The sequence below is a fragment of the Paenarthrobacter sp. NPDC090517 genome (genome assembly GCF_044769165.1).
Lineage (GTDB): Bacteria > Actinomycetota > Actinomycetes > Actinomycetales > Micrococcaceae > Arthrobacter.
The window spans coordinates 56,898-74,926 of record NZ_JBIVXN010000001.1; the positions used below are offsets into that span (position 1 = coordinate 56,898).

Sequence of the window (18,029 nt, forward strand, 5' to 3'; positions counted from 1 at the left end):
CATTCAACGCTGGAAAAATGGCGACTTCAATGGACAAAAGCCGCTGCCTTGCAGACAGATCTTGGGCATTTGCCTAAAATTGACATATGAGCCCGGATTCTCGCGAAAGCACTGGTTCCCTCTCCGCCCGTTCCCGGGTCTTCAACCCTCCGCCGTCGACCGAGCCGGAATGGACCGGCTTGATCGAACGCCTGTGGAAGGAGCGGTCCCTGCTGGTCAGTGACTTCCTGGAACGCTTCGCCGACATCTCCTATGGCCAAGCGTCGGTACCCGCAGAGGATGTTTACCGCACAGCGGAGGACACCATGGACTTGCTTCTGTTCCGCATGGCCGGGGTGGAATTACCGCCGGACTTGCAGGTCCTGCCGCGTGAAGTTGCGCGACGCAGGGCCAGTCAGGGAGTCCCGCTTGATGCATTCCTGGAGGCCATACGGAATGACTTCCGTGTCCTCTGGAAGGGGCTGGAGCGGGTCGCAGGAGACTCCGGAATCGCCCTCCTGGTGGCCAACATGACCCGGGTCCTGGATACCGTGGAAGGATACGTCAGCAGTATCCAGCAGGCGTACGCCGAGGAGGAAGCCCGGCTGACCCGCAATAAGCAGCTCTACAGGCAAAGAATCCTTTCGCGCTTATTCAACAGCGGTATAGGCATCAATAGTGAAGAGACGGCCGCCGCCGGCGAGGTTCAAGACATGGCTGCGGCCTTGGGTGTGCAGGCCGACGACACGTTTGAAGTGTTGGGAGTAGCCGCGGGCAACATCGCTCAGGCCCAGCGCCAATTCGAATCAGGCTCCCGAGCGTTCCTGTACGAGCACGCCGGAGCCCTTTACATTTTTCGACAGCAGCGAAAAGGCAGGAGTTGGCGGGAGGCCGGACCGGGCTTTCCGGCCGGTTATGTGCCGGATGTCAGGGGGCTGGTTGGTGTCCCCCCAGCTGCCACAGCCGCACTGGTGCTGGCAAACCAGGGGGGTGCAGCCGTCGGGTTGGCAACCGTGGAGAACACATGGATGGCCATAGCCTCCGCTCTCTTGGAACAAACACTCCCGGGGTTTTCCGCCCAAGTCACCGAGGCCCTGAATCAGTGCACACCCCACGAGCGGCAGCGACTGCTCCAGGTTGCCCGCATTTACGGACGAACCGGGTCCATCAAGGAAACTTCGGAGGAGCTCTATTGCCACAGAAATACTACTGTTAACAGGTTGCACAGCCTGCAGCAAGTGATCGGCTTGGATATGACCATCCCTGAGGAAGCGGCCTTGGCACTGGTAGCCATGAGCGCTTATGAGGAAAAGCCTCCAGCATTGTGAGTTTGCACAATTAGCTGAAGCGAAGCGGGTGGATATTGTCATTGATGAGTGCGTTCTCACTGCCTTAGTGTCGTAGATAACTCCCCAATAAACAGCCGGAGTCATCCCGGCAGTTGCATGCGAACCAGACTCCACCCGTTCGAAAGGCTCACATCGTGACCACCTCACATCCCGTTCCGACCACCGAGGGCGCCCCTCCGGTCATCTCCGGCAAGGACGCCGGAAAGATTGCCCGTGCCGCCTTAGTTGGTACCGCGCTGGAATGGTACGACTACTACCTCTTCGGAACCGCTGCGGCACTGGTTTTCAACCGGCTGTTCTTCACCAACATGGACCCCACCGCTGCCTTGCTGGCCTCCTTTGCCACGTTCGGCGTCGGCTTCGCTGCCAGGCCGCTGGGGGCCATGATCTTCGGTTACATCGGTGACCGCTTCGGACGCCGGCCGGCACTGCTCATCACCATCGTGATGATCGGCGTTGCTACTGCACTCATCGGCCTGCTGCCCGACTTCGGCAGCATTGGCTTGGCGGCGCCCATCCTCCTGGCAGTGCTGCGGCTTGTCCAAGGATTGGCTGTCGGCGGTGAATGGGGCGGTGCGGTAACCATGGCGGTCGAGCATGCCCCCGCCGAGAAGCGCGGCCGCTACGCAGCACTCGTCCAAGTGGGATCTCCCGTAGCCACGCTGCTCGCCTCCGGCGCCTTCTCCCTGGTCCTGCTCTTCCCGTCTGAGGCCTTCGATGCGTGGGGCTGGCGTATTCCGTTCCTGTTGGCTTTCCCCATGCTGGGTGTTGCCCTCTGGATCCGCCTCAAGGTTGAGGAATCGCCGATCTTCAAGGACTTGCTGTCCATGGGCGAGACGTCCAAGGTCCCGGCATTCGAAGTTTTCCGTCATGCCAGTGGCCGCCTCGTAGTGGCAGTGCTCGCTGCGTTGCTTGGCGTTGGTGGCTTCTACATGATCACCACGTTCGTCGTCAGCTATGGATCAAATACCCTCGGCATGGACCGCAATGTCATGGTCAACGCCACGCTGATTGCCGCCGTGGCGCAAATCGTAGTGACCTTCTTCATGGGACGCCTGGCCGAAAAGATCGGCCCCGGCAAGGTCACCATGTGGGGCGGCATCGCCAGCGCCGTCATGGCGTTTCCCCTGTTCGCCATGATCGACACCAAGTCGCCGCTGCTGATCACCCTCGCCATCACCGTTGGAATCATGCTGATTGCCATCGCCTACGCCGTCAACGGTGCCCTGCTGACCGAGCTGTTCCCCCCGAAGCTGCGCTACTCCGGTGTGGCCCTGGGCTACAACATCGCCGGCGCTACCAGCGGATTCATGCCCTTGCTTGCTACGGCCATGCTCGGAGTGTCCGGCAACCAGTCATGGGGCGCTGCTCTGATCCTGGTCATCATCTCGCTGCTTACCGCGGTGGGCGGCTTCCTGGGGGAGCGCCTCCGCGTGGAGGATAAGCGCCTGGTCCGGGATAACTAGCGCCACCGGACAACCCGACACCACAGCCCAGGGGAATTGAACATGATCACCGACGAACAATCCCGGCGAATCCTCGATTCCGTCGACGCCGCCTTTGACGCCCAACTTTCCTTCACCCAGGAACTTGTCAAACACCCCTCGCTCCGCACCAAGGAGGGCAGCGCCCAGGAACTGCTCCATGCCGCAATGGCCGCCCGGGGCTTGGCGATGGACCAATGGGAGCTGGACGCGGGGGAGCTTTCCACCCATTCGGGGCACGGAGCCGTGACCGTTTCCTACGAAAACGTCACCAACGTTGTGGGCACGTACCAGCCGGTCACCGAGACGGGGCGGTCCCTCATCCTCAACGGGCACGTTGACGTCGTACCGGAAGGTCCAGCGGAAATGTGGTCACGTTCACCTTGGGACGCCCCGATCATTGACGGATGGATGTACGGCCGCGGCGCAGGTGACATGAAGGCAGGGCTCGCGGCGAACCTGTTCGCTTTCGACGCCGTTCGTGCCGCCGGCTTCGATCCCGCGGGTCGGATTCACCTCCAGTCGGTGGTGGAAGAAGAATGCACCGGCAACGGATCGCTTTCCGCCCTGATGCGCGGCTACCGCGCCGACGCCGTCGTCATTCCCGAACCAGAGGAAGACATGTTGGTGCGGGCCAACGTGGGCGTCCTGTGGTTCAAGGTCCGGGTATCCGGAAAGCCGACGCATCCGCGGGAAATGGGCTCGGGTTTCAATGCCATCGATGCCGCCTATACTGCCATGGCAGCCCTGCGGGAAGTCGAAGAAAAGTGGAACACGGAGCAGGCGAATCACCGGTATTTTGAGGATCTGGACCACCCCATCAACTTCAACTTTGGGGGCATAGTTGGTGGGGACTGGCCCTCCAGCGTACCGGCGTGGTGCGAGTTCGACGTTCGCGCAGCGGTCTACCCGGGCATCAGCGCCGATCAGGCCTGGACCGAGCTCAAGGCATGCTTGGCGAACCTGGGCAACGGTGAGCAGCCCATTGATGCCGTTCCTACCAAGACAGGCTTCTTTGCAGAAGGTTACGTATTGGAACCGGGCAGTGAGGCCGAAGCCGTGCTGGAGCGTACACATGCACAGGTGTTCGGCACTGAACTGGACAGCTTCACCACCCCCGGTTACCTCGACGGACGGGTGTTCACCCTCTACGCGGACACTCCCACGCTGGTGTACGGCCCCGTCTCAGAATCGATCCATGGCTTCGACGAACGGGTTTCTGTTGAATCGATCCGGCGGATCACCAAGAGCATCGCCTTGTTCATCGCGGAGTGGTGTGGAATCGAGGAACGTCCCGCTACCTGATCAAGATGTTGATGCGGGAACAGTAAGCCATGGCGTAATCCGGTCCCCAAGAGGACAATGCCGATCATGGCTGAACAAATTGTTGGTGAACAGGGCGTTACTGAGCAGGGCGTCAATGAGAATGTGGTCAGGCGGCTGATCGACTGCATCAATGATCGCCACATCGAAGTCATGGATGAGCTGTTCCACGACGACGCCGTGATGCATTGGCCTCAATCCGGGGAAGTGGTACGCGGAGCGGAGAACCGTAGGGGTATCTACAACGCCTTTCCGCAGTTGCCCACCATCACGCCCAAGCGCCTGCTCAGCGGAGGCAACTTGGTGGTGGCTGAGGCGTTACTTGACTACGCGGGTCCGAGCTATCAAACCGTCTTCATCTTTGAGTTCCGCGACGGCAGGATTGCGAAAGAAACGGCGTACTGGAGTGAGGCATTCCCGGCCCCGGAATGGCGTTCGCAGTGGGTTGAAATCAGTAGTACTTAGTTGCTTTTCGCCCCAAAATAATGCCCGGGGCTACTCCGCGGCAGGTCGCCGTCGTTGTTGTTTGGTGGCCGACCTCAGTTCTTTTGCCACACGGTGGCGGCGGGCGGAGCCGCGGGTCGGTTTGGAAGCGCGGCGAACAGCTTCGGGAACGAGGCCCGTCCTTATCAGCTCAGCAAGCTTGGCCATGGCGATCTCACGATTACGTAGTTGAGATCGTTCCTCCGATGCAGTCACTGTGATGGTTCCGCCGACGAGTTTTCGCCCCAGGCGTTTGAGCAGCAACTGCCGCTGCTCGTCAGTCAGGGTGGCAGAACCGTCGACGTTCCACATCAATTCGGCCCGACTGTCCGTGGTGTTGACGTGTTGGCCGCCCGGCCCGGAGGAGCGGGAGAATCGCCAATTGAGTTCCGCGGCGGGGATCGTCAGCGAAGGGGAGATTTCCAGGTCCATGGGTCAAGCCTTGCATGTCACAGCGGCCTACGCTGACACGTTCGCTACGACATCCTCCGACACGTTTTTAGAAATTAGGTAAGCCTAAGCTAATCTTCTGTTTTGTGATTGAACTGACTGAACTCTCGGGGCTCGAGGCCACGGATCTGGTCCTCCGTTACGGGGACAAGGACGTTGTCCATGGAGCCGGGCTCCGCTTGGAGCCGGGGCGCATAGTTGCCCTGGTAGGCCCGAACGGCAGCGGCAAATCCACCCTGCTGCGCGCGCTGGCCCGGTTGCACGAGGCCTCTTCCGGAACCGTGACGGTCAAACCTGCGGACGGCGACGTTGCAGATGCGCTGATGATGAAGCGCAGCGATTTCGCCCGGCACGTGACCCTGCTCTCGCAAAGCCGGCCCGTGCCGCACGGCCTCAGCGTCCGGGACGTCGTCGAGTTCGGCCGCCATCCCTACCGCGGGCGGTGGCGCGCTGCCGATCCCGAGGGGCCGGGCGCCGTCGACCGCGCCATGGGGCTGACCGGTGTGGCGGAACTTGCCAGTCGGGGCGTCCACGAACTTTCGGGCGGGCAACTGCAACGGGTGTGGCTGGCAAGTTGCCTTGCGCAGGACACATCGGTGCTGCTGCTCGATGAACCAACCAACCACTTGGACCTCCGCTACAAGGTGGAGATCTTCGATCTCGTATACGACCTTGCCCGCATTCACGGTGTGGCAATCGGCGTGGTCCTCCACGACCTCGACGAAGCAGCCGCACTTGCCGATCACGTGGTGGTTCTGTCGGAAGGCCGGATCGCAGCCGCCGGACCGGCGCATGAGGCACTCGATGCAGAGCTCCTCAGTGACGTCTACTCAATTCCCATCGTTACCCACACTGACCCGCTGACCGGCAGGCTGCGCACCCGCGCTGTAGGCCGGCACAGCGACAGCTGAAACCCCCTCATAAACGTAAGCCCCCCAACACGAAAGGGACCCCTGTGTCCATGAAGATCCACAAAGCCCTGGCCGCCACCGCTGCCGTGGCAGTCCTGCTCACCGGTTGCGGAACCACTGAAGGCCCTGCGAGCTCCGCTTCGAACAGTGCCGGCGCGGGAGAGGCCATCACCCTGACAGACGCCCGCGGCACCGAGGTCAAGCTGGATGGCCCCGCCAAGCGCGTGGTCGGCACCGAATGGAACGTGGTGGAGAACTTGACCACCCTCGGCGTCATGCCGGTAGGCGTTGCGGACGTCAAGGGTTTCAGCGCTTGGGTTACGGCCGGCAAGCTGGACACCACTCCCACCGACATCGGAACGCGCAACGAGCCCAGCTTTGACACCATTGCCTCCCTCGATCCTGACTTGATCGTTGCCACCACCGACCTCGCCGAGCCTGTGATCAAGCAGCTGGAAGAGCTGGCTCCCGTTGTTGTGGTCAAGTCCGCCGATGGCAGCCGTCAGATCGCGCAGGCCGAGGACAACTTGAAGCTTGTAGCCAAGGCAACCGGTACCGAAAAGAAAGCTGATGAGGCCATCGCAGCCTTCGACGCCGCCGTGGCCGAGGGCAAGGCCGATCTTGAGAAGGCAGGCCTGGGCGGTTCACGCGTAGCTTTCGCAGACGGCTGGGTTGCTGATGGCAAGGTGTCCATCCGCCCGTTCACCAAGGGATCCCTGCTGGCCGACATCAACACCGAGCTTGGTCTCGTGAATCCGTGGACGGTTGAAGGCGACCCTGCCTACGGGCTGGGCTCCACAGACGTCGAGGGCTTGACCGCCGTCAATGCCGACCATTTCGTCTACATCACCAACAGCGCCGATGGCGACTTCACCGAGCAGTTGACCGACAACGCAGTCTGGAAGTCGCTTCCGTTCGTGTCGGCCGGCAAGGTCCACCGCCTCTCTGACGGCATCTGGATGTTCGGTGGCCCAGCCTCGATGACCCAGTACGTCGACGCAATCGTCGCGTCCCTCACCAAGTAGTCCCATCCGCATGACCGACACTGTGAAGAGGCCCGCCATGACCGTTCCCACGGCCGTGGCGGGTGCTCCCGTACCTGCCGCGTCGACTGGACGAAATGTCCGCCGTCGCTCCGGACCGGTCCTGGTGGCTGGCGCCGGGGTGGTTATCCTGGCTCTGTTTTCGCTGATCCACCTCACACAAGGAACGGCCGACGTCGGCCCTTTCCAGCTGTTGGGGCTGCTCACCGGAGGCGGAACGGACCAGGAAACCGCAGTGTTGGTTGCCTCGCGGGTACCGCGACTTTTCGCCGGTTTGTTGGTCGGCGTGGCGTTGGGGGTGGCTGGCGCGGCTTTGCAGTCGGCCACCCGCAACGTCCTTGCTTCCCCTGACACGCTGGCTGTGAACGCCGGCGCTCATTTCGCGATAGTGGCTGTGGCCGCTTTCGGTCTTTCCCTTCCGGCCCTTCTGTCCGGTGGCATTGCCTTCATCGGCGGTCTGGCGGCGGCGGTGCTTGTTTTGGCGCTGTCGGGCGGTGGTGCCAACGGGAACGGAGGTCCGATTCGCCTGGTGCTCGCCGGCACAGCGCTGGCGTTGGGCCTGCATTCGGCCACCAGCGCACTCCTTCTTTTGTTCAGTCAGGAAACCACGGGTTTGTATGCGTGGGGGCAGGGAAGCCTTGCCCAGTCCCGCACCGACGAGTTGATCCAGTTCACGCCCATAGTCCTCATGGGTATCGCCGCACTCTTTCTCCTCGCACGTCGGATGGACCTGCTCGGCTTGGGTGACGACGCCTCCAGGCTGGCGGGTGCGGATCCGCGCCTGGCCCGGGTGGGCGCCGTCGTGCTTGCCGTCGTACTGTCGGCAGCGGCGGTGACGATCGCCGGCCCGATCGGATTTGTTGGACTCTGTGCCCCTGCAATCGTGCGTCTTCTGGCCTCCCGTCTTCGCGGCCTTGGCCGGCATAGGGCGTTGCTGCCCATCTCCGGCTTGGCCGGTGCAGTGGTGGTCATCGGAGCGGACGTCCTTGTTCGTGGTCTTTTCGGTGCCCAAGCAGGCGTTGAAGTCCCCACCGGCGCAGTCACTACGGTCTTCGGGGCCGTATTCCTAGTGATCCTGGCTATGCGGATGTCCGACGCCGGGTTGAGTGTTGCCGGTGATGCCCTGGCAAGACTTCGCACCCGCAGGTTCTTCCTCACCGTATTGATCGGGCTCCTTGTCCTGCTCACCGGCTTGCTGGTAGCGGGTGCCCTACTGGGCGATGCGAAGCTCCTGCTCGGGGATCTCGTCAACTGGCTCACCGGGCAGTCGGGAAATCGTGTCAGCGCCGTCCTGGGTACACGAATGCCGCGTGTCCTGGCGGCGGTCCTCGCCGGCGCGGCCTTGGCCCTCGCCGGTGCACTGATCCAAGCGGTGTCCCGCAATTCCCTGGCCGAGCCCGGCATTCTTGGCGTCTCCGGCGGTGGCGGACTCGCAGCAATCATCGTCATCACCACAGTCCCGACGGCGGGCTCGTGGGTGGTCACTGGCTCCGCGCTTGGGGGTGCGGCACTTTCTGCCCTGCTGGTCTTCGGATTGGCTTTCCGCGGCGGGCTTCAACAGAACAAGCTGGTGTTGATCGGCATCGGCATCTCCGCGGGGCTGGCGGCCGCTATCACCGTCCTCCTGGTGACGACAGATCCGTTCAACCAGACAAAGGCCCTCACTTGGTTGTCAGGCTCTACCTATGGCCGCAACTTTGCCTCTGTCCTGCCACCGCTGCTGGCCCTGGTGCTTGCGCTGCCTGTGCTGGCGGGCATGAGGCGGGATCTCGATCTGATTGCCGTGGATGACGATTCTCCGCGCGTGCTGGGCGTAGGGCTATCCGGATCCCGGGTGCTCCTGCTTACGGTGGCTGTGCTTTTGACCGCCGGTGCCGTCTCTTCGGTGGGCGTGATCGCTTTCGTGGGACTTGTGGCACCCCACGCCGCCCGCACACTCGTAGGCGCACGGCACTCAAGGGTCCTGCCCGTGGCAGCATTGATCGGCGCCTGCACCGTGGTGCTCGCCGATGTCATTGGCCGCACCGTCATAGCGCCGGCCCAGATACCTGCCGGAATCATGACGGCGCTAGTGGGCGCGCCCTACTTTGTATATCTGCTCTGGCGTTCACGGGTGGACCGCATGGTCTAACCTCCGATGACGTTCGCCGCTAGAGTTGGGGCAACGTACACGAAGGAGGTTCCGCCGTGGTCAGTTCCATCGCCGGCTTACACCTGCTTGTGGCGCCCAGCCCATGATCCTCATCGTGGGCGGCACAGGTCGCCTTGGTGTGCGTGTGGTGGGCGACTTGGCGGGTACCGGGCAGGCCGTCCGCATCATGGCTCGCGGCAACTCGCAACCATTTCCTGAAACGCGACTTAGCGGCGTGGAGGTGGTTCCCGGTGACTTGTCCTCAAGGTCGGACTGCATGCTTGCCGTAGCTGGTTGCCGGCAGGTGGTGTTTGCGGCGTCGGGATTCGGATTGAAAAGGGGAGGCACTCCGCGCAGTGTTGACCGCGATGGTGCATTGCGGCTCCTGGAAGCGGCGAAACACGGCAGGGTGGAACACTTGGTGATGATGTCCATGCACGGCGCTGCTGCGGACGCGCCACTGGAGTTTCTCCGCATGAAGTTTGCTGCAGAAGAGGCTCTCAGGTCCTCGGGAATGGCTTGGACGATTATTCGAATGGGTGCCAACCTTGAACAGTTTCTAGCCTCCATGAGCCAGCCCCTCAAGGAGAAGGGCAAGGTGCTGGTCTTCGGATCGGGACGCGCCCCGGTGACATTCACCTCCACGGCCGACGCCGCGGCACTGGTTGTCCGTGCCCTTGCGGAACCGGCATTGCGAGGGCGAACCATAGAGTGGGGATCCGGGACCCATTCGTTCAATGCACTTGCCGGTGCAATACTGGCCAACGCCGGCGGAGGTTCAATCAAGCGAATACCAGTGCCCGCCTTGCGTATGATGTCCGTTGCTGCACGGCCGTTCTCGCCTTTCATGGCCAGAATGGCAGCGGCGGCACTCTGGATGGAGTCGGGCCAAGCGGCTTTCGATCCCACGCTGCAACGGAAGGCATTTCCTGACATCCCGGTCTTTGGTCTGGAACATAGTCTCGATCCACACGCTTAGGCGCTTAGGATCGAGTCATGGCCGGTTCCCTGGATGTTCTTGGCCCCATCTTGGAAATGATGACGTGGGTGGGGTTTGTCCCCGGCGTGCCTCTGCTTTTGTGGGCGTGGGTCATTGCCAAGCGCCGGTGCGTTTGGGCAACTGCCAACGGAGAACAGTTCGCCGCAGGTGGGTTTCTGGGAGTGCGCTGGGTGGATCGGGCGAACGAGGAACAAAAGGTCCTGCTTGATATCCCTGCCCATGACAGGAACGTTGAGTCAGGCGCTGTGCTTGTCCACTACGACCTCTGCCATCCCTCCCGATGCTCGCTGCATCCGCCGCGCCACGACAACACTGTCCTGATTCTCGGCTGGATCCTCACTGGTGTTGGGATACTGAGCACCCTCGGCGGGTTCGTCCTTCTCCTTCTCTAGCGGGAACCCCTTGAACGTCCATTTACTCCGGGGCTAGCATTTGCGCGCACGGTCAACGCGCACCGTAAACCTAGGAGACTGCTATGAGTGAGACGACCGCAAGGCTGATGGTGGACCTGATCATTTCCCTGGACGGCTACGCTTCTGCCGAAGGCTGGCCTGGTTGGTGGGGATTGGAAGGTCCGGAGTACCTGGCCTGGTTGGATGAAGAGGGAAAGAAGGACTTCACCACACTGATGGGCGCGAACACATACCGGGTGATGTCGAGTATGTCGGTGGAAGCCTCTGAAGATAGTTCGGGGTTTTCAGAGGAGGAGGGCGCCAGCCTGAGCGGGTTGGCTGCCATGCCAAAGATCATCTTTTCCTCCACCCTGAAGGAGCCCTTGGCATGGCCCAACTCGGAACTCATTTCAGGTGATGCTGTGGAAGCCGTCCGGGAACTAAAGCGGACCCGCACCGGCACCTTGAGCACTCTGGGCAGCTTGAGCCTTTGCCGTTCCCTGCTGACGGCCGGTCTGGTGGACAGGTATCGCTTGGTGATTTTTCCCGTAATAACCGGGAGGACCGGTAGTGAGCGAATCTATGACGGCTACCCGGATGTCGCCTTGGAATTGGTGGACAGCCGGACGTTCGATGGGCGCTCGCAGCTACTGGAGTACATACCCACTGTCATCGAGGGCCCGCCACCAGCAAGGCAGGGTTGAGTCCACATGGGTGCAGGCAGCGAATCAATTCCGAATTTACCTGAATCCCAACCGGAAGCCGGCCCCTTGCCCGACGTCATTGTCCAGCAGGTGCAGCTGCCTGCAGGCGTTGCGGGCCCCACAGAGATCAGTTTCGATGTTCGCTGCTTCGTGCTGCCTGTTTCCGGTGGGATTGTTTTGATTGACACGGGTATGGGAGGCAGTGCCATGCATATCCACCAGGCGCTGGAACGTTTGGGCGCCCGTTGGGGTGATGTCTCCGATGTGGTGCTCACCCACTCCCATGCAGACCATGTAGGCGGTTTGGACGATGTCCTTTCGAGAGCGGGGGATGCTCTACTGTGGGCAGGCGAGGCGGAGTTAAGCGCTTTGCCTTCCCACGCCCGGGCCGCAGCCGACGGTGCTTCAATCCGCGGGCTGCGCGTCATCCACACTCCCGGGCATACGCAAGGGCACATCAGTTTGCTGCATGAAAGTGACGGCCTGTTGTTCGTCGGTGATGCGGTAGGCACCATGAACGGGGTCATGGTTCGCCCTCCCGCTCCCTTTACTGCTGACCCAGTGGAGGCTGAATCATCGCTCCGAAAACTCGCCGAGGTATCGCACAACAGGATGCTGTTCTCGCATGGGGCCGAGATTTCCGATCCGAACGCACGGCTCCGCTCCCTACTCGAACAGCCTTCTTCCCTGTCATAACCCGCCAAGTATTAGCGGCACTACCCTTACCTAACGTTCAGTGCCTGACCTTGGCTAACGTGTTCAAACAGTGGAGTGAGGCAGTCCGCGTAAAAGGTCATGGCCTCGGCGAAAGTAAGCAACTTTGGTCCGTCCGCGGCGGCAACTGCCGAACCCTGCGGGTCTGCTGGGTCCACGTGGCAGAGAACAGGTTCGCGGCTGATGCCGTTGGCGGTCAAGGTGGCAATTCCCCAAGGCTGGCTTGGGTCGCCCACGGAGATGCCGGCTGCATCGAAAGTGTCCCGCAGGACATAGTGTGTGACCGTGCGCCAGGACTGGACAAAGGGCTGCTGCAGTTGCTCAATCAGGTCATCGTCGCCGCTGTTGTAGGCGGCCGAGAGAGCTGCGGAAAGGCTGTCCCATTCATGGGCATCGCGGACCATGAGGTGCGCGGCCCGAAGCCGGGCGATAGTTTCATTCAACGTCATGGTAGTCCCCAAACTTCCCGTCGTTTCGCCTGGCCCGAGTGGGCAAGCCTGACCGCCGTCGGCATGTCACTATCAAACAGAACGGATGAAGCCGCAGCAAGATTCCCTGAAAGGCCCGTGATTTGGTTTTTGTCCTTGGCTTTCCTTGGCTGCCTAGCAAATCAGTAGCCTTACTAATAGGGTGGTTGTGGGGAAAGGCCCCGAACGCGAAGAGAAGTGAGGCCCGCATGACTGAAGAGCAACCCATCAGCAAAGTCACGGACATCATCAACGATTCCAAGATCGGAATGCTGACCACTGTCAACGAAGAAGGCGCGCTGGTCAGCCGGCCGCTTGCTGTCCAGGAAGTCAAGGACGACGGCGATATGTGGTTCTTTACGGGGCTGGGAACCTCCCAGGTTGCCCATGTGCGGCAGGATCCGCGAGTCAATGTCTCCTTCGGCAAGAACACCGAATGGGTATCCGTAGCAGGGACTGCCCACGTGGTCACGGACCGGCAGAAGATCCACGAGATGTGGAACCAGGTTGTGGAGGCATGGTTCCCTGACGGTCCGGACACCCCGGAAGTTTGCCTGATTCACGTGGATTCGGATTCGGCAGAGTACTGGACGAGCCCGGGCGGAACGGCAGCAACGGTACTTCAATGGGTCAAGTCCAAGGTCACCCACTCCCGCTTCAGCGTGGGCGAAAGCGGCACAGTGGAACTATGACCCGCCATGGTTGACGTCGAGCGGTTTCGGGTCCTTTTGGAGGAGGAAAGGAGTCGCAAACTCGAACTGCTCAAGGCGCTGCGAAGCGACATCAGTTCGGTTAGCCTCGCCCGGCAAGACTCCAATGTGGACGACGAACACGATCCCGAGGGCAGCACCATAGCCTTCGAGCTCTCCCAAGCGTCCGCCCTCATGAGCCAAAGCCAGGTTGGCTTGGAGCAGATCGATGACGCACTGGCGAGGATAGCGGCAGGAACCTACGGACTGTGCGCGGTGTGCGGCGTGGCCATACCCGAGGGCAGGTTGGAGGCGAGGCCGTGGACGCCGTTCTGCGTCAACCATGCCTCAGGAAGAAGCTGAGTCAGCTGGACATTCCCGGCGAAACCGGCACGAACTCAATGCCCTGCCGGACCTTCTTCCTGGGGCCCCGGTTGAACCCTTTGGCGTCCAGGTGGTTGCCGGCACGGTAGGCTGCCAGCGCTTGGTCATAAATCTCGTTGAGCCGCCGCCCGGTGAAGACTTCCGTGGTTCCGTCGGCGAAAACCACGCTCACTGACACGGTTCCCGGGAAGTGCCTGTTCATTCGGATAAAGCCTTGCGCGTCCTGCTGCAGGGAAATCAAGAATTCCGCCCTTTCGACGATTGTTACCTACAGTCTCTCAGCAGTGGCCGCAACACGGTGACGCGGCCGGCTCAGCGCAGGAACCCTGGTGATGGCCGTCCGCCGCTCACCAACGGTATTCTCGATGCTTCCGATTCCCTCCACGGTCATCCGGACCACGTCTCCGGTCTTCAAGGGTGGGGGAGTCTTGGCACCGTTCCGTCCCCAAAGTTCAGCGAGGCATCCTCTACCGCATGTCCCGGAGCCCAAAACGTCGCCGGGCCGCACCACTGAGTCTTGCGATGCGTACGCTACGAGTTCGGCGAACGGCCAGCCCATGTTGGACAGCAGATCCTGTCCAATGTGTTCGCCATTGACCTCAACGGCCATGGCGATCGGCAAGAAGCCTTCGGCGTCGTGCAGGTGCTCGAATTCATCAGCGGTCACGATCCACGGCCCGAGGGTATTGGCGAAGTCTTTTCCCTTGCAGGGGCCAAGGCTGACCTTCATCTCACGCCGTTGGAGATCCCGCGCCGACCAGTCGTTGAGGACTGTGTAGCCAAAGATGTGCCGGTGTGCATCCGCCGAAGACAGGTTCCTCCCGTCACTTCCCGGGACATGTCCGACGACGGCCGCTACTTCTGTTTCAAAGTCCAGTTCGTTGCAACCCGCCGGAATCCCGATCACTTCTTCCGTGCCGGTCACAGTATGCGGATTCGTGAAGTAGAAGGTGGGTGCCTCATACCACTCGGGCACCACGCCGGCCACGCCGTCAATACTCTTCCGTACGCCTTCCACATGTTCCTCGAACGCCACGAAGTCGCGAATAGTGGCCGGTACTAGCGGTGCCAGTAACTTCACGGCTGATAGGGGGACGGACTGTGCCGTTCGAAGAGTTTCTGCCGCGATCTCCAGCGTTTCGGCCAAACCCGCATTTAACAGGTGGTTCACGGTTTGTCCTCCGGGCAACGCGAAGCAACTGCCGTCAGCCACGAACCCGGCGTGAGTACCGCCGTCGTCATTCCAGCGGGCGATCTTGACCATGTCTTCTTCCTTACGCTGTAGAGCGGGCGGTGAGGGCTGCCGCAGCGGTGATGCCGAGGGCGGCAGCGTTTCCGGCGAGAACCTTGGCGGCATCGGTCATGGGGAGCCCGGCTCCATGGACTTCACCCACGGGATTGTCGGAGCCCATGTCGAACGGGTAGTCCGACCCGAGCATCACCTGCCCGGGGCCTGCGACTTCGACGAGGGCGCGCAGTTCGCTGGGCCCGTGCACCAGGGAGTCGAAGAAGATCCGCTGAAGGTAGGACGACGGCGCTTCGGCACACCGCTGCGCCTCAGGGCGAACCTTCCAGGCGTGGTCCGACCGGCCGATGGTGGTGGGAAGGTAGCCACCCCCATGTGCGGCGAGGATCTTGAGGCCGGGGTGCCTGTCCAGCACTCCACTGAAAATCAGGTGGGACAGAGCTACGGCGTTCTCTGCAGGCTGGGAGACCGTGTTGGCCAGGTAGAAGCGATCCAATCGCTCGTCCAATGAGCAACCGAACGGGTGCAGGAACACAATGGCGCCCAGTTCCGAGGCTCGGTTCCAGAAGGGTTCCAATCGTGGATCGGAGAGTTCAACGGTGCTGTGTTCCGGGTCTCCGGGAGTGGCCGCAAAGGACCCGATCTCCACGCCCATGAGGCCACAGCCAAGAACGGCATGTTCCAAGGCTTCGACCATGAGTTGCGGGTGCTGCAACGGAACCAAACCTAATCCGTTCAACCGGTCGGGCGCCTGCTGCACCACATCGCGCACTGCCTCGTTGGACTGTTTGGCGAGCTTGAGCGCGAGGTCTCCACCGGCGAAATAGTAGAAGTGCGACGGCGAGGGCGAAACCAGCTGCACGTCCACACCTTGGGCATCCATGTCGGCCAAGCGACGTTCGAGGTTAGTGAGCTTTGGCCAACGCTCCTTAATCATCAGGCCGGAGTTGGCCATGGACTCGGGCCCGTTTCGCCTCACTTCCAGAGCCTGCAGCTCAGCGAATCCTTGAGGGTCGCCTTCGGCCACTAGCTGCTGGAGGGCCGGAATGAGAATATGCGCGTGGACATCCACAACGGGGTGTTGAACTGTGGCGATGTGGTTCATGCGGGTTCCTTAAGCATGGTGGAGAGCGAGTTCATGAGGCCTGGAACGTCTGCGTCCCGGACGCCGTCCAGCATCCACTGGCCCAACTGGACGGACGCCCTCACCACGGCGGTTGCCCTCTCCAAGCGACGGTCGGCGAACTCCTTCCAGAGAGTCTCAGTCACGTGGTCTGCGGCAATCAACAGCTCGGCGAGTACCGCAGCATCTTCCAAAGCCATGGCAGCGCCCTGGGCAACAGTGGGCGGGCAACTGTGCGCTGCATCGCCGATGATGACGATGCGCCCACGGTTCCAGGGGCCTTCGACGAGGTGCGAGGTAAACCAGGTGTAGTTGATACGCGCGCCATGGTCCAGGTTGGATGTGATCTCGTTCCACGGGCCGCCGTACGCAGCGGCGAGTTCCGCCATCACCTTGGGTCCGTCCTCGTGCCGGCGTTCCTGGGCTTTCTCCACGAGGTAGGCGTAGATGGTGTCAGGTCCGGTGGGGCAGTATCCGGCGATGAAACACGGCCCACCGTAGGTGAGATCAGTCCTGACGACTTCCTCGGGCCGCTCGACGAAGGCCCGCCAGATACCCATGCCGGTGGGTTGTGGCTCCTCGTTGATGCCGATCGCTTTGCGGACGGCCGAGTGGAGTCCGTCGGCGCCAATAAGCAGGTCATAGCGCGAGCTGCCGCCGTCGGCAGTGCGGACGGTGACGGTGCCGCCGTCGTCCGTCATAGCTGTGACGGTCTTGCCGTAGCTGATCCTTGCACCGGCGTCTACGGCCCGTTCCCGAAGGATCGCGGTCAAGTCCGGGCGGTACATTCCCAACGTGGCCGGGAGGTGGTCACCACCGGTTTTGATGTCCTCGAGGACCGCCAGGACGGTGCCGTCGGGATTGGGCGCCCGCAGGCCGAGGGTGCTGAACCCGTAGCCTTTTGCTTCCACCTGTTCCCAAACACCCAGGGTGCGCAGGATGCGCAAGGCGTTTCCTTGCAAGGTGATGCCGGAGCCCAGGGTTTGCGGTTCGGTGGCCTTCTCCAGAACCTCCACCTCGACGCCGGCTTCGGCCAGAAGGATGGCGGCGGCCAGTCCCGCGGCTCCCGCTCCGACGATTCCGACCCTCTGTACTGCTGCCATCTTTGACTCCTTTGTGGTGACGGCGTTACTGCCTATTGTGCTGCGTTGTAACAGATTTGCTAGCGGACGGCGATGGGGTTGACCGGTGAACCGACAGCGCCCGTGATGGGGAGTGGAGCGGCGGTGAGCATGAACTCGTACCTGCCGTCTGCCGCACACGCCTCGGCCAGAGTATCCGGATCCCACATTTCGCCCAGGAACAATCCGAGGTTTGGAATGGCGATCTGGTGAAGCGGCTGGAAAGCACCCTCAAACTCATTGGGCCGGACCTCGAAGCCCCAGGTGTCCGTTGCTACCCCGGCGATTTCCGAGGCGTGCAGCCACGATGCGGTGGTGAAGGACAGACCCGGCGCCGACCCGCCTGCGTACTCACCCCAGCCTTCGCGGCGGGCCCGTGTGTACTGGCCCGTGCGGATCACCACGATGTCACCGCGGCGAACTGCGGAGGTGGCTCCCTGGCGCTCAATGGTCCGCTCCAGGTGCTCCGGAGTGATGGCGAAGCCGTCGGGTAATTCTCCGTCAGCCCGTCCCAGCTCCGGGCCCAGTGCGCGGCCAACGTCCAGCAGAACGCCGCGTGTAATGATTTTGGCGGCAGCGGTTTCGATTCCTGTCACCAGGTCGCCCTCTGACGTCACGACGTCGCCTGCTGCCCGGCCGTTCCAGGCTTTGCCACGATCAAAGATATGGCCCAAACCGTCCCATTGCGTTGAACACTGCAGCGGCATGGCGATCACGTCATCAGCCCCGCCGAACCCATGGGGAAATCCCTGGTTGCCGCGCTCAGCATCCACACCGGTGTCGGTCATGGTGTGGACCGGGTTGGTTCGGCGACGCCAGCCCTTCTGGGGTCCATTGGTGTCGAACGGTTGGGACAAAGAGAATGCCTCGCCCGACTTCACCAGTGAGGCCGCCTCTACACGCTTGCCATTGTCTATGAAATTGAGGGTACCCAGGACATCGTCTTCACCCCAGCGACCCCAGTTGTTGTATAGCTTGGCGGCAGCGGTGATGCTGGCCATCGGATCCGCCCGCTGAATCGTGGGCGCGTCAACTG

General features: G+C 61.8%; 20 protein-coding genes. 13 read left to right on the forward strand and 7 right to left on the reverse strand.

Annotation, left to right across the window (positions count from 1 at the left end):
* Window positions 1–86 precede the first annotated feature (86 nt).
* The 4 genes from ACIQTW_RS00250 (at window position 87) to ACIQTW_RS00265 (ending at window position 4,600) form a co-directional block, all read left to right on the forward strand.
* Window positions 87–1,307: a helix-turn-helix domain-containing protein gene (locus ACIQTW_RS00250; RefSeq protein WP_402932390.1), complete on the forward strand. Its 1,221-nt coding sequence runs from the start codon at window positions 87–89 to the stop codon at window positions 1,305–1,307.
* A gap of 155 nt (window positions 1,308–1,462) precedes the next feature.
* On the forward strand, window positions 1,463–2,794 hold the full coding sequence (locus ACIQTW_RS00255; RefSeq protein ID WP_402932393.1) for an MFS transporter: 1,332 nt from the start codon (window positions 1,463–1,465) through the stop codon (window positions 2,792–2,794).
* A 42-nt stretch (window positions 2,795–2,836) separates the two neighbouring features.
* Window positions 2,837–4,117 carry an ArgE/DapE family deacylase gene (locus ACIQTW_RS00260; RefSeq protein ID WP_402932396.1) on the forward strand — a complete coding sequence of 427 codons (1,281 nt, stop codon included), beginning with the start codon at window positions 2,837–2,839 and terminating at the stop codon, window positions 4,115–4,117.
* A gap of 66 nt (window positions 4,118–4,183) precedes the next feature.
* On the forward strand, window positions 4,184–4,600 hold the full coding sequence (locus ACIQTW_RS00265) for a nuclear transport factor 2 family protein (protein WP_402932399.1): 417 nt from the start codon (window positions 4,184–4,186) through the stop codon (window positions 4,598–4,600).
* Between the two features lie 30 nt (window positions 4,601–4,630).
* On the opposite strand, the gene arfB is transcribed toward ACIQTW_RS00265, so the two are convergent.
* A complete protein-coding gene (gene arfB, locus ACIQTW_RS00270; protein WP_402932402.1) occupies window positions 4,631–5,050 on the reverse strand; it encodes an alternative ribosome rescue aminoacyl-tRNA hydrolase ArfB in 420 nt (139 codons plus the stop codon).
* 104 nt (window positions 5,051–5,154) lie between these two features.
* On the opposite strand from arfB, the gene ACIQTW_RS00275 reads away from it, so the two are divergent.
* The 7 genes from ACIQTW_RS00275 to ACIQTW_RS00305 all read left to right on the forward strand — a co-directional run bounded on the left by ACIQTW_RS00275 (window position 5,155) and on the right by ACIQTW_RS00305 (window position 11,945).
* Window positions 5,155–5,979, forward strand: a complete 825-nt coding sequence (locus ACIQTW_RS00275) for an ABC transporter ATP-binding protein (RefSeq protein WP_402932405.1) — start codon at window positions 5,155–5,157, stop codon at window positions 5,977–5,979.
* Between the two features lie 44 nt (window positions 5,980–6,023).
* Window positions 6,024–7,004, forward strand: coding sequence for an ABC transporter substrate-binding protein (locus tag ACIQTW_RS00280; protein ID WP_402932408.1), 981 nt, complete (start codon window positions 6,024–6,026; stop codon window positions 7,002–7,004).
* A 10-nt stretch (window positions 7,005–7,014) separates the two neighbouring features.
* Window positions 7,015–9,153: an iron ABC transporter permease gene (locus tag ACIQTW_RS00285; protein ID WP_402932411.1), complete on the forward strand. Its 2,139-nt coding sequence runs from the start codon at window positions 7,015–7,017 to the stop codon at window positions 9,151–9,153.
* A 103-nt stretch (window positions 9,154–9,256) separates the two neighbouring features.
* Window positions 9,257–10,132, forward strand: a complete 876-nt coding sequence (locus tag ACIQTW_RS00290; protein WP_402932414.1) for an NAD(P)H-binding protein — start codon at window positions 9,257–9,259, stop codon at window positions 10,130–10,132.
* Window positions 10,133–10,149: 17 nt separating this feature from the next.
* A complete protein-coding gene (locus ACIQTW_RS00295) occupies window positions 10,150–10,545 on the forward strand; it encodes a hypothetical protein (protein ID WP_402932417.1) in 396 nt (131 codons plus the stop codon).
* An 83-nt stretch (window positions 10,546–10,628) separates the two neighbouring features.
* On the forward strand, window positions 10,629–11,249 hold the full coding sequence (locus ACIQTW_RS00300) for a dihydrofolate reductase family protein (protein ID WP_402932420.1): 621 nt from the start codon (window positions 10,629–10,631) through the stop codon (window positions 11,247–11,249).
* Window positions 11,250–11,255: 6 nt separating this feature from the next.
* Window positions 11,256–11,945, forward strand: a complete 690-nt coding sequence (locus tag ACIQTW_RS00305; RefSeq protein WP_402932423.1) for an MBL fold metallo-hydrolase — start codon at window positions 11,256–11,258, stop codon at window positions 11,943–11,945.
* Between the two features lie 26 nt (window positions 11,946–11,971).
* On the opposite strand, the gene ACIQTW_RS00310 is transcribed toward ACIQTW_RS00305, so the two are convergent.
* The gene (locus ACIQTW_RS00310; protein WP_402932426.1) at window positions 11,972–12,412 is read right to left on the reverse strand and encodes a hypothetical protein; all 441 of its coding nucleotides are present in this window, start codon (window positions 12,410–12,412) and stop codon (window positions 11,972–11,974) included.
* Between the two features lie 227 nt (window positions 12,413–12,639).
* Between ACIQTW_RS00310 and ACIQTW_RS00315 the strand changes: the two genes are divergently transcribed.
* Entirely contained in the window at window positions 12,640–13,122 is a 483-nt protein-coding gene (locus ACIQTW_RS00315) for a pyridoxamine 5'-phosphate oxidase family protein (protein ID WP_017199667.1), read from the forward strand.
* Window positions 13,123–13,128: 6 nt separating this feature from the next.
* Window positions 13,129–13,482 (forward strand): TraR/DksA C4-type zinc finger protein, encoded by a 354-nt coding sequence (locus ACIQTW_RS00320; RefSeq protein ID WP_054808897.1) that lies wholly within the window; start codon window positions 13,129–13,131, stop codon window positions 13,480–13,482.
* Between the two features lies 1 nt (window position 13,483).
* On the opposite strand, the gene ACIQTW_RS00325 is transcribed toward ACIQTW_RS00320, so the two are convergent.
* The 5 genes from ACIQTW_RS00325 to ACIQTW_RS00345 are packed head-to-tail and all read right to left on the reverse strand — an operon-like array spanning window position 13,484 to window position 17,994.
* Complete coding sequence (locus ACIQTW_RS00325; RefSeq protein WP_402932431.1) at window positions 13,484–13,744, reverse strand: hypothetical protein; 261 nt, start codon at window positions 13,742–13,744, stop codon at window positions 13,484–13,486.
* A gap of 27 nt (window positions 13,745–13,771) precedes the next feature.
* Window positions 13,772–14,767 (reverse strand): fumarylacetoacetate hydrolase family protein, encoded by a 996-nt coding sequence (locus ACIQTW_RS00330; protein WP_402932434.1) that lies wholly within the window; start codon window positions 14,765–14,767, stop codon window positions 13,772–13,774.
* Window positions 14,768–14,777: 10 nt separating this feature from the next.
* Window positions 14,778–15,854 carry an amidohydrolase family protein gene (locus ACIQTW_RS00335; protein ID WP_402932437.1) on the reverse strand — a complete coding sequence of 359 codons (1,077 nt, stop codon included), beginning with the start codon at window positions 15,852–15,854 and terminating at the stop codon, window positions 14,778–14,780.
* Window positions 15,851–16,975 carry an FAD-dependent monooxygenase gene (locus ACIQTW_RS00340; protein WP_402932440.1) on the reverse strand — a complete coding sequence of 375 codons (1,125 nt, stop codon included), beginning with the start codon at window positions 16,973–16,975 and terminating at the stop codon, window positions 15,851–15,853. The genes ACIQTW_RS00335 and ACIQTW_RS00340 overlap by 4 nt, the downstream gene beginning before the upstream one ends.
* A gap of 59 nt (window positions 16,976–17,034) precedes the next feature.
* Window positions 17,035–17,994: a cyclase family protein gene (locus tag ACIQTW_RS00345; protein WP_402936146.1), complete on the reverse strand. Its 960-nt coding sequence runs from the start codon at window positions 17,992–17,994 to the stop codon at window positions 17,035–17,037.
* Window positions 17,995–18,029 lie beyond the last annotated feature (35 nt).

Bases quoted from the DNA above. Each gene is read 5' to 3' on its own strand.
- ACIQTW_RS00250 (WP_402932390.1), top strand. From the start codon at position 87: ATGAGCCCGGATTCTCGCGAAAGCACTGGTTCCCTCTCCGCCCGTTCC.
- ACIQTW_RS00260 (WP_402932396.1), top strand. From the start codon at position 2,837: ATGATCACCGACGAACAATCCCGGCGAATCCTCGATTCCGTCGACGCC.
- ACIQTW_RS00265 (WP_402932399.1), top strand. From the start codon at position 4,184: ATGGCTGAACAAATTGTTGGTGAACAGGGCGTTACTGAGCAGGGCGTC.
- arfB (WP_402932402.1), bottom strand. From the start codon at position 5,050: ATGGACCTGGAAATCTCCCCTTCGCTGACGATCCCCGCCGCGGAACTC.
- ACIQTW_RS00285 (WP_402932411.1), top strand. From the start codon at position 7,015: ATGACCGACACTGTGAAGAGGCCCGCCATGACCGTTCCCACGGCCGTG.
- ACIQTW_RS00290 (WP_402932414.1), top strand. From the start codon at position 9,257: ATGATCCTCATCGTGGGCGGCACAGGTCGCCTTGGTGTGCGTGTGGTG.
- ACIQTW_RS00295 (WP_402932417.1), top strand. From the start codon at position 10,150: ATGGCCGGTTCCCTGGATGTTCTTGGCCCCATCTTGGAAATGATGACG.
- ACIQTW_RS00300 (WP_402932420.1), top strand. From the start codon at position 10,629: ATGAGTGAGACGACCGCAAGGCTGATGGTGGACCTGATCATTTCCCTG.
- ACIQTW_RS00305 (WP_402932423.1), top strand. From the start codon at position 11,256: ATGGGTGCAGGCAGCGAATCAATTCCGAATTTACCTGAATCCCAACCG.
- ACIQTW_RS00310 (WP_402932426.1), bottom strand. From the start codon at position 12,412: ATGACGTTGAATGAAACTATCGCCCGGCTTCGGGCCGCGCACCTCATG.
- ACIQTW_RS00315 (WP_017199667.1), top strand. From the start codon at position 12,640: ATGACTGAAGAGCAACCCATCAGCAAAGTCACGGACATCATCAACGAT.
- ACIQTW_RS00320 (WP_054808897.1), top strand. From the start codon at position 13,129: ATGGTTGACGTCGAGCGGTTTCGGGTCCTTTTGGAGGAGGAAAGGAGT.
- ACIQTW_RS00330 (WP_402932434.1), bottom strand. From the start codon at position 14,767: ATGGTCAAGATCGCCCGCTGGAATGACGACGGCGGTACTCACGCCGGG.
- ACIQTW_RS00335 (WP_402932437.1), bottom strand. From the start codon at position 15,854: ATGAACCACATCGCCACAGTTCAACACCCCGTTGTGGATGTCCACGCG.
- ACIQTW_RS00340 (WP_402932440.1), bottom strand. From the start codon at position 16,975: ATGGCAGCAGTACAGAGGGTCGGAATCGTCGGAGCGGGAGCCGCGGGA.
- ACIQTW_RS00345 (WP_402936146.1), bottom strand. From the start codon at position 17,994: ATGGCCAGCATCACCGCTGCCGCCAAGCTATACAACAACTGGGGTCGC.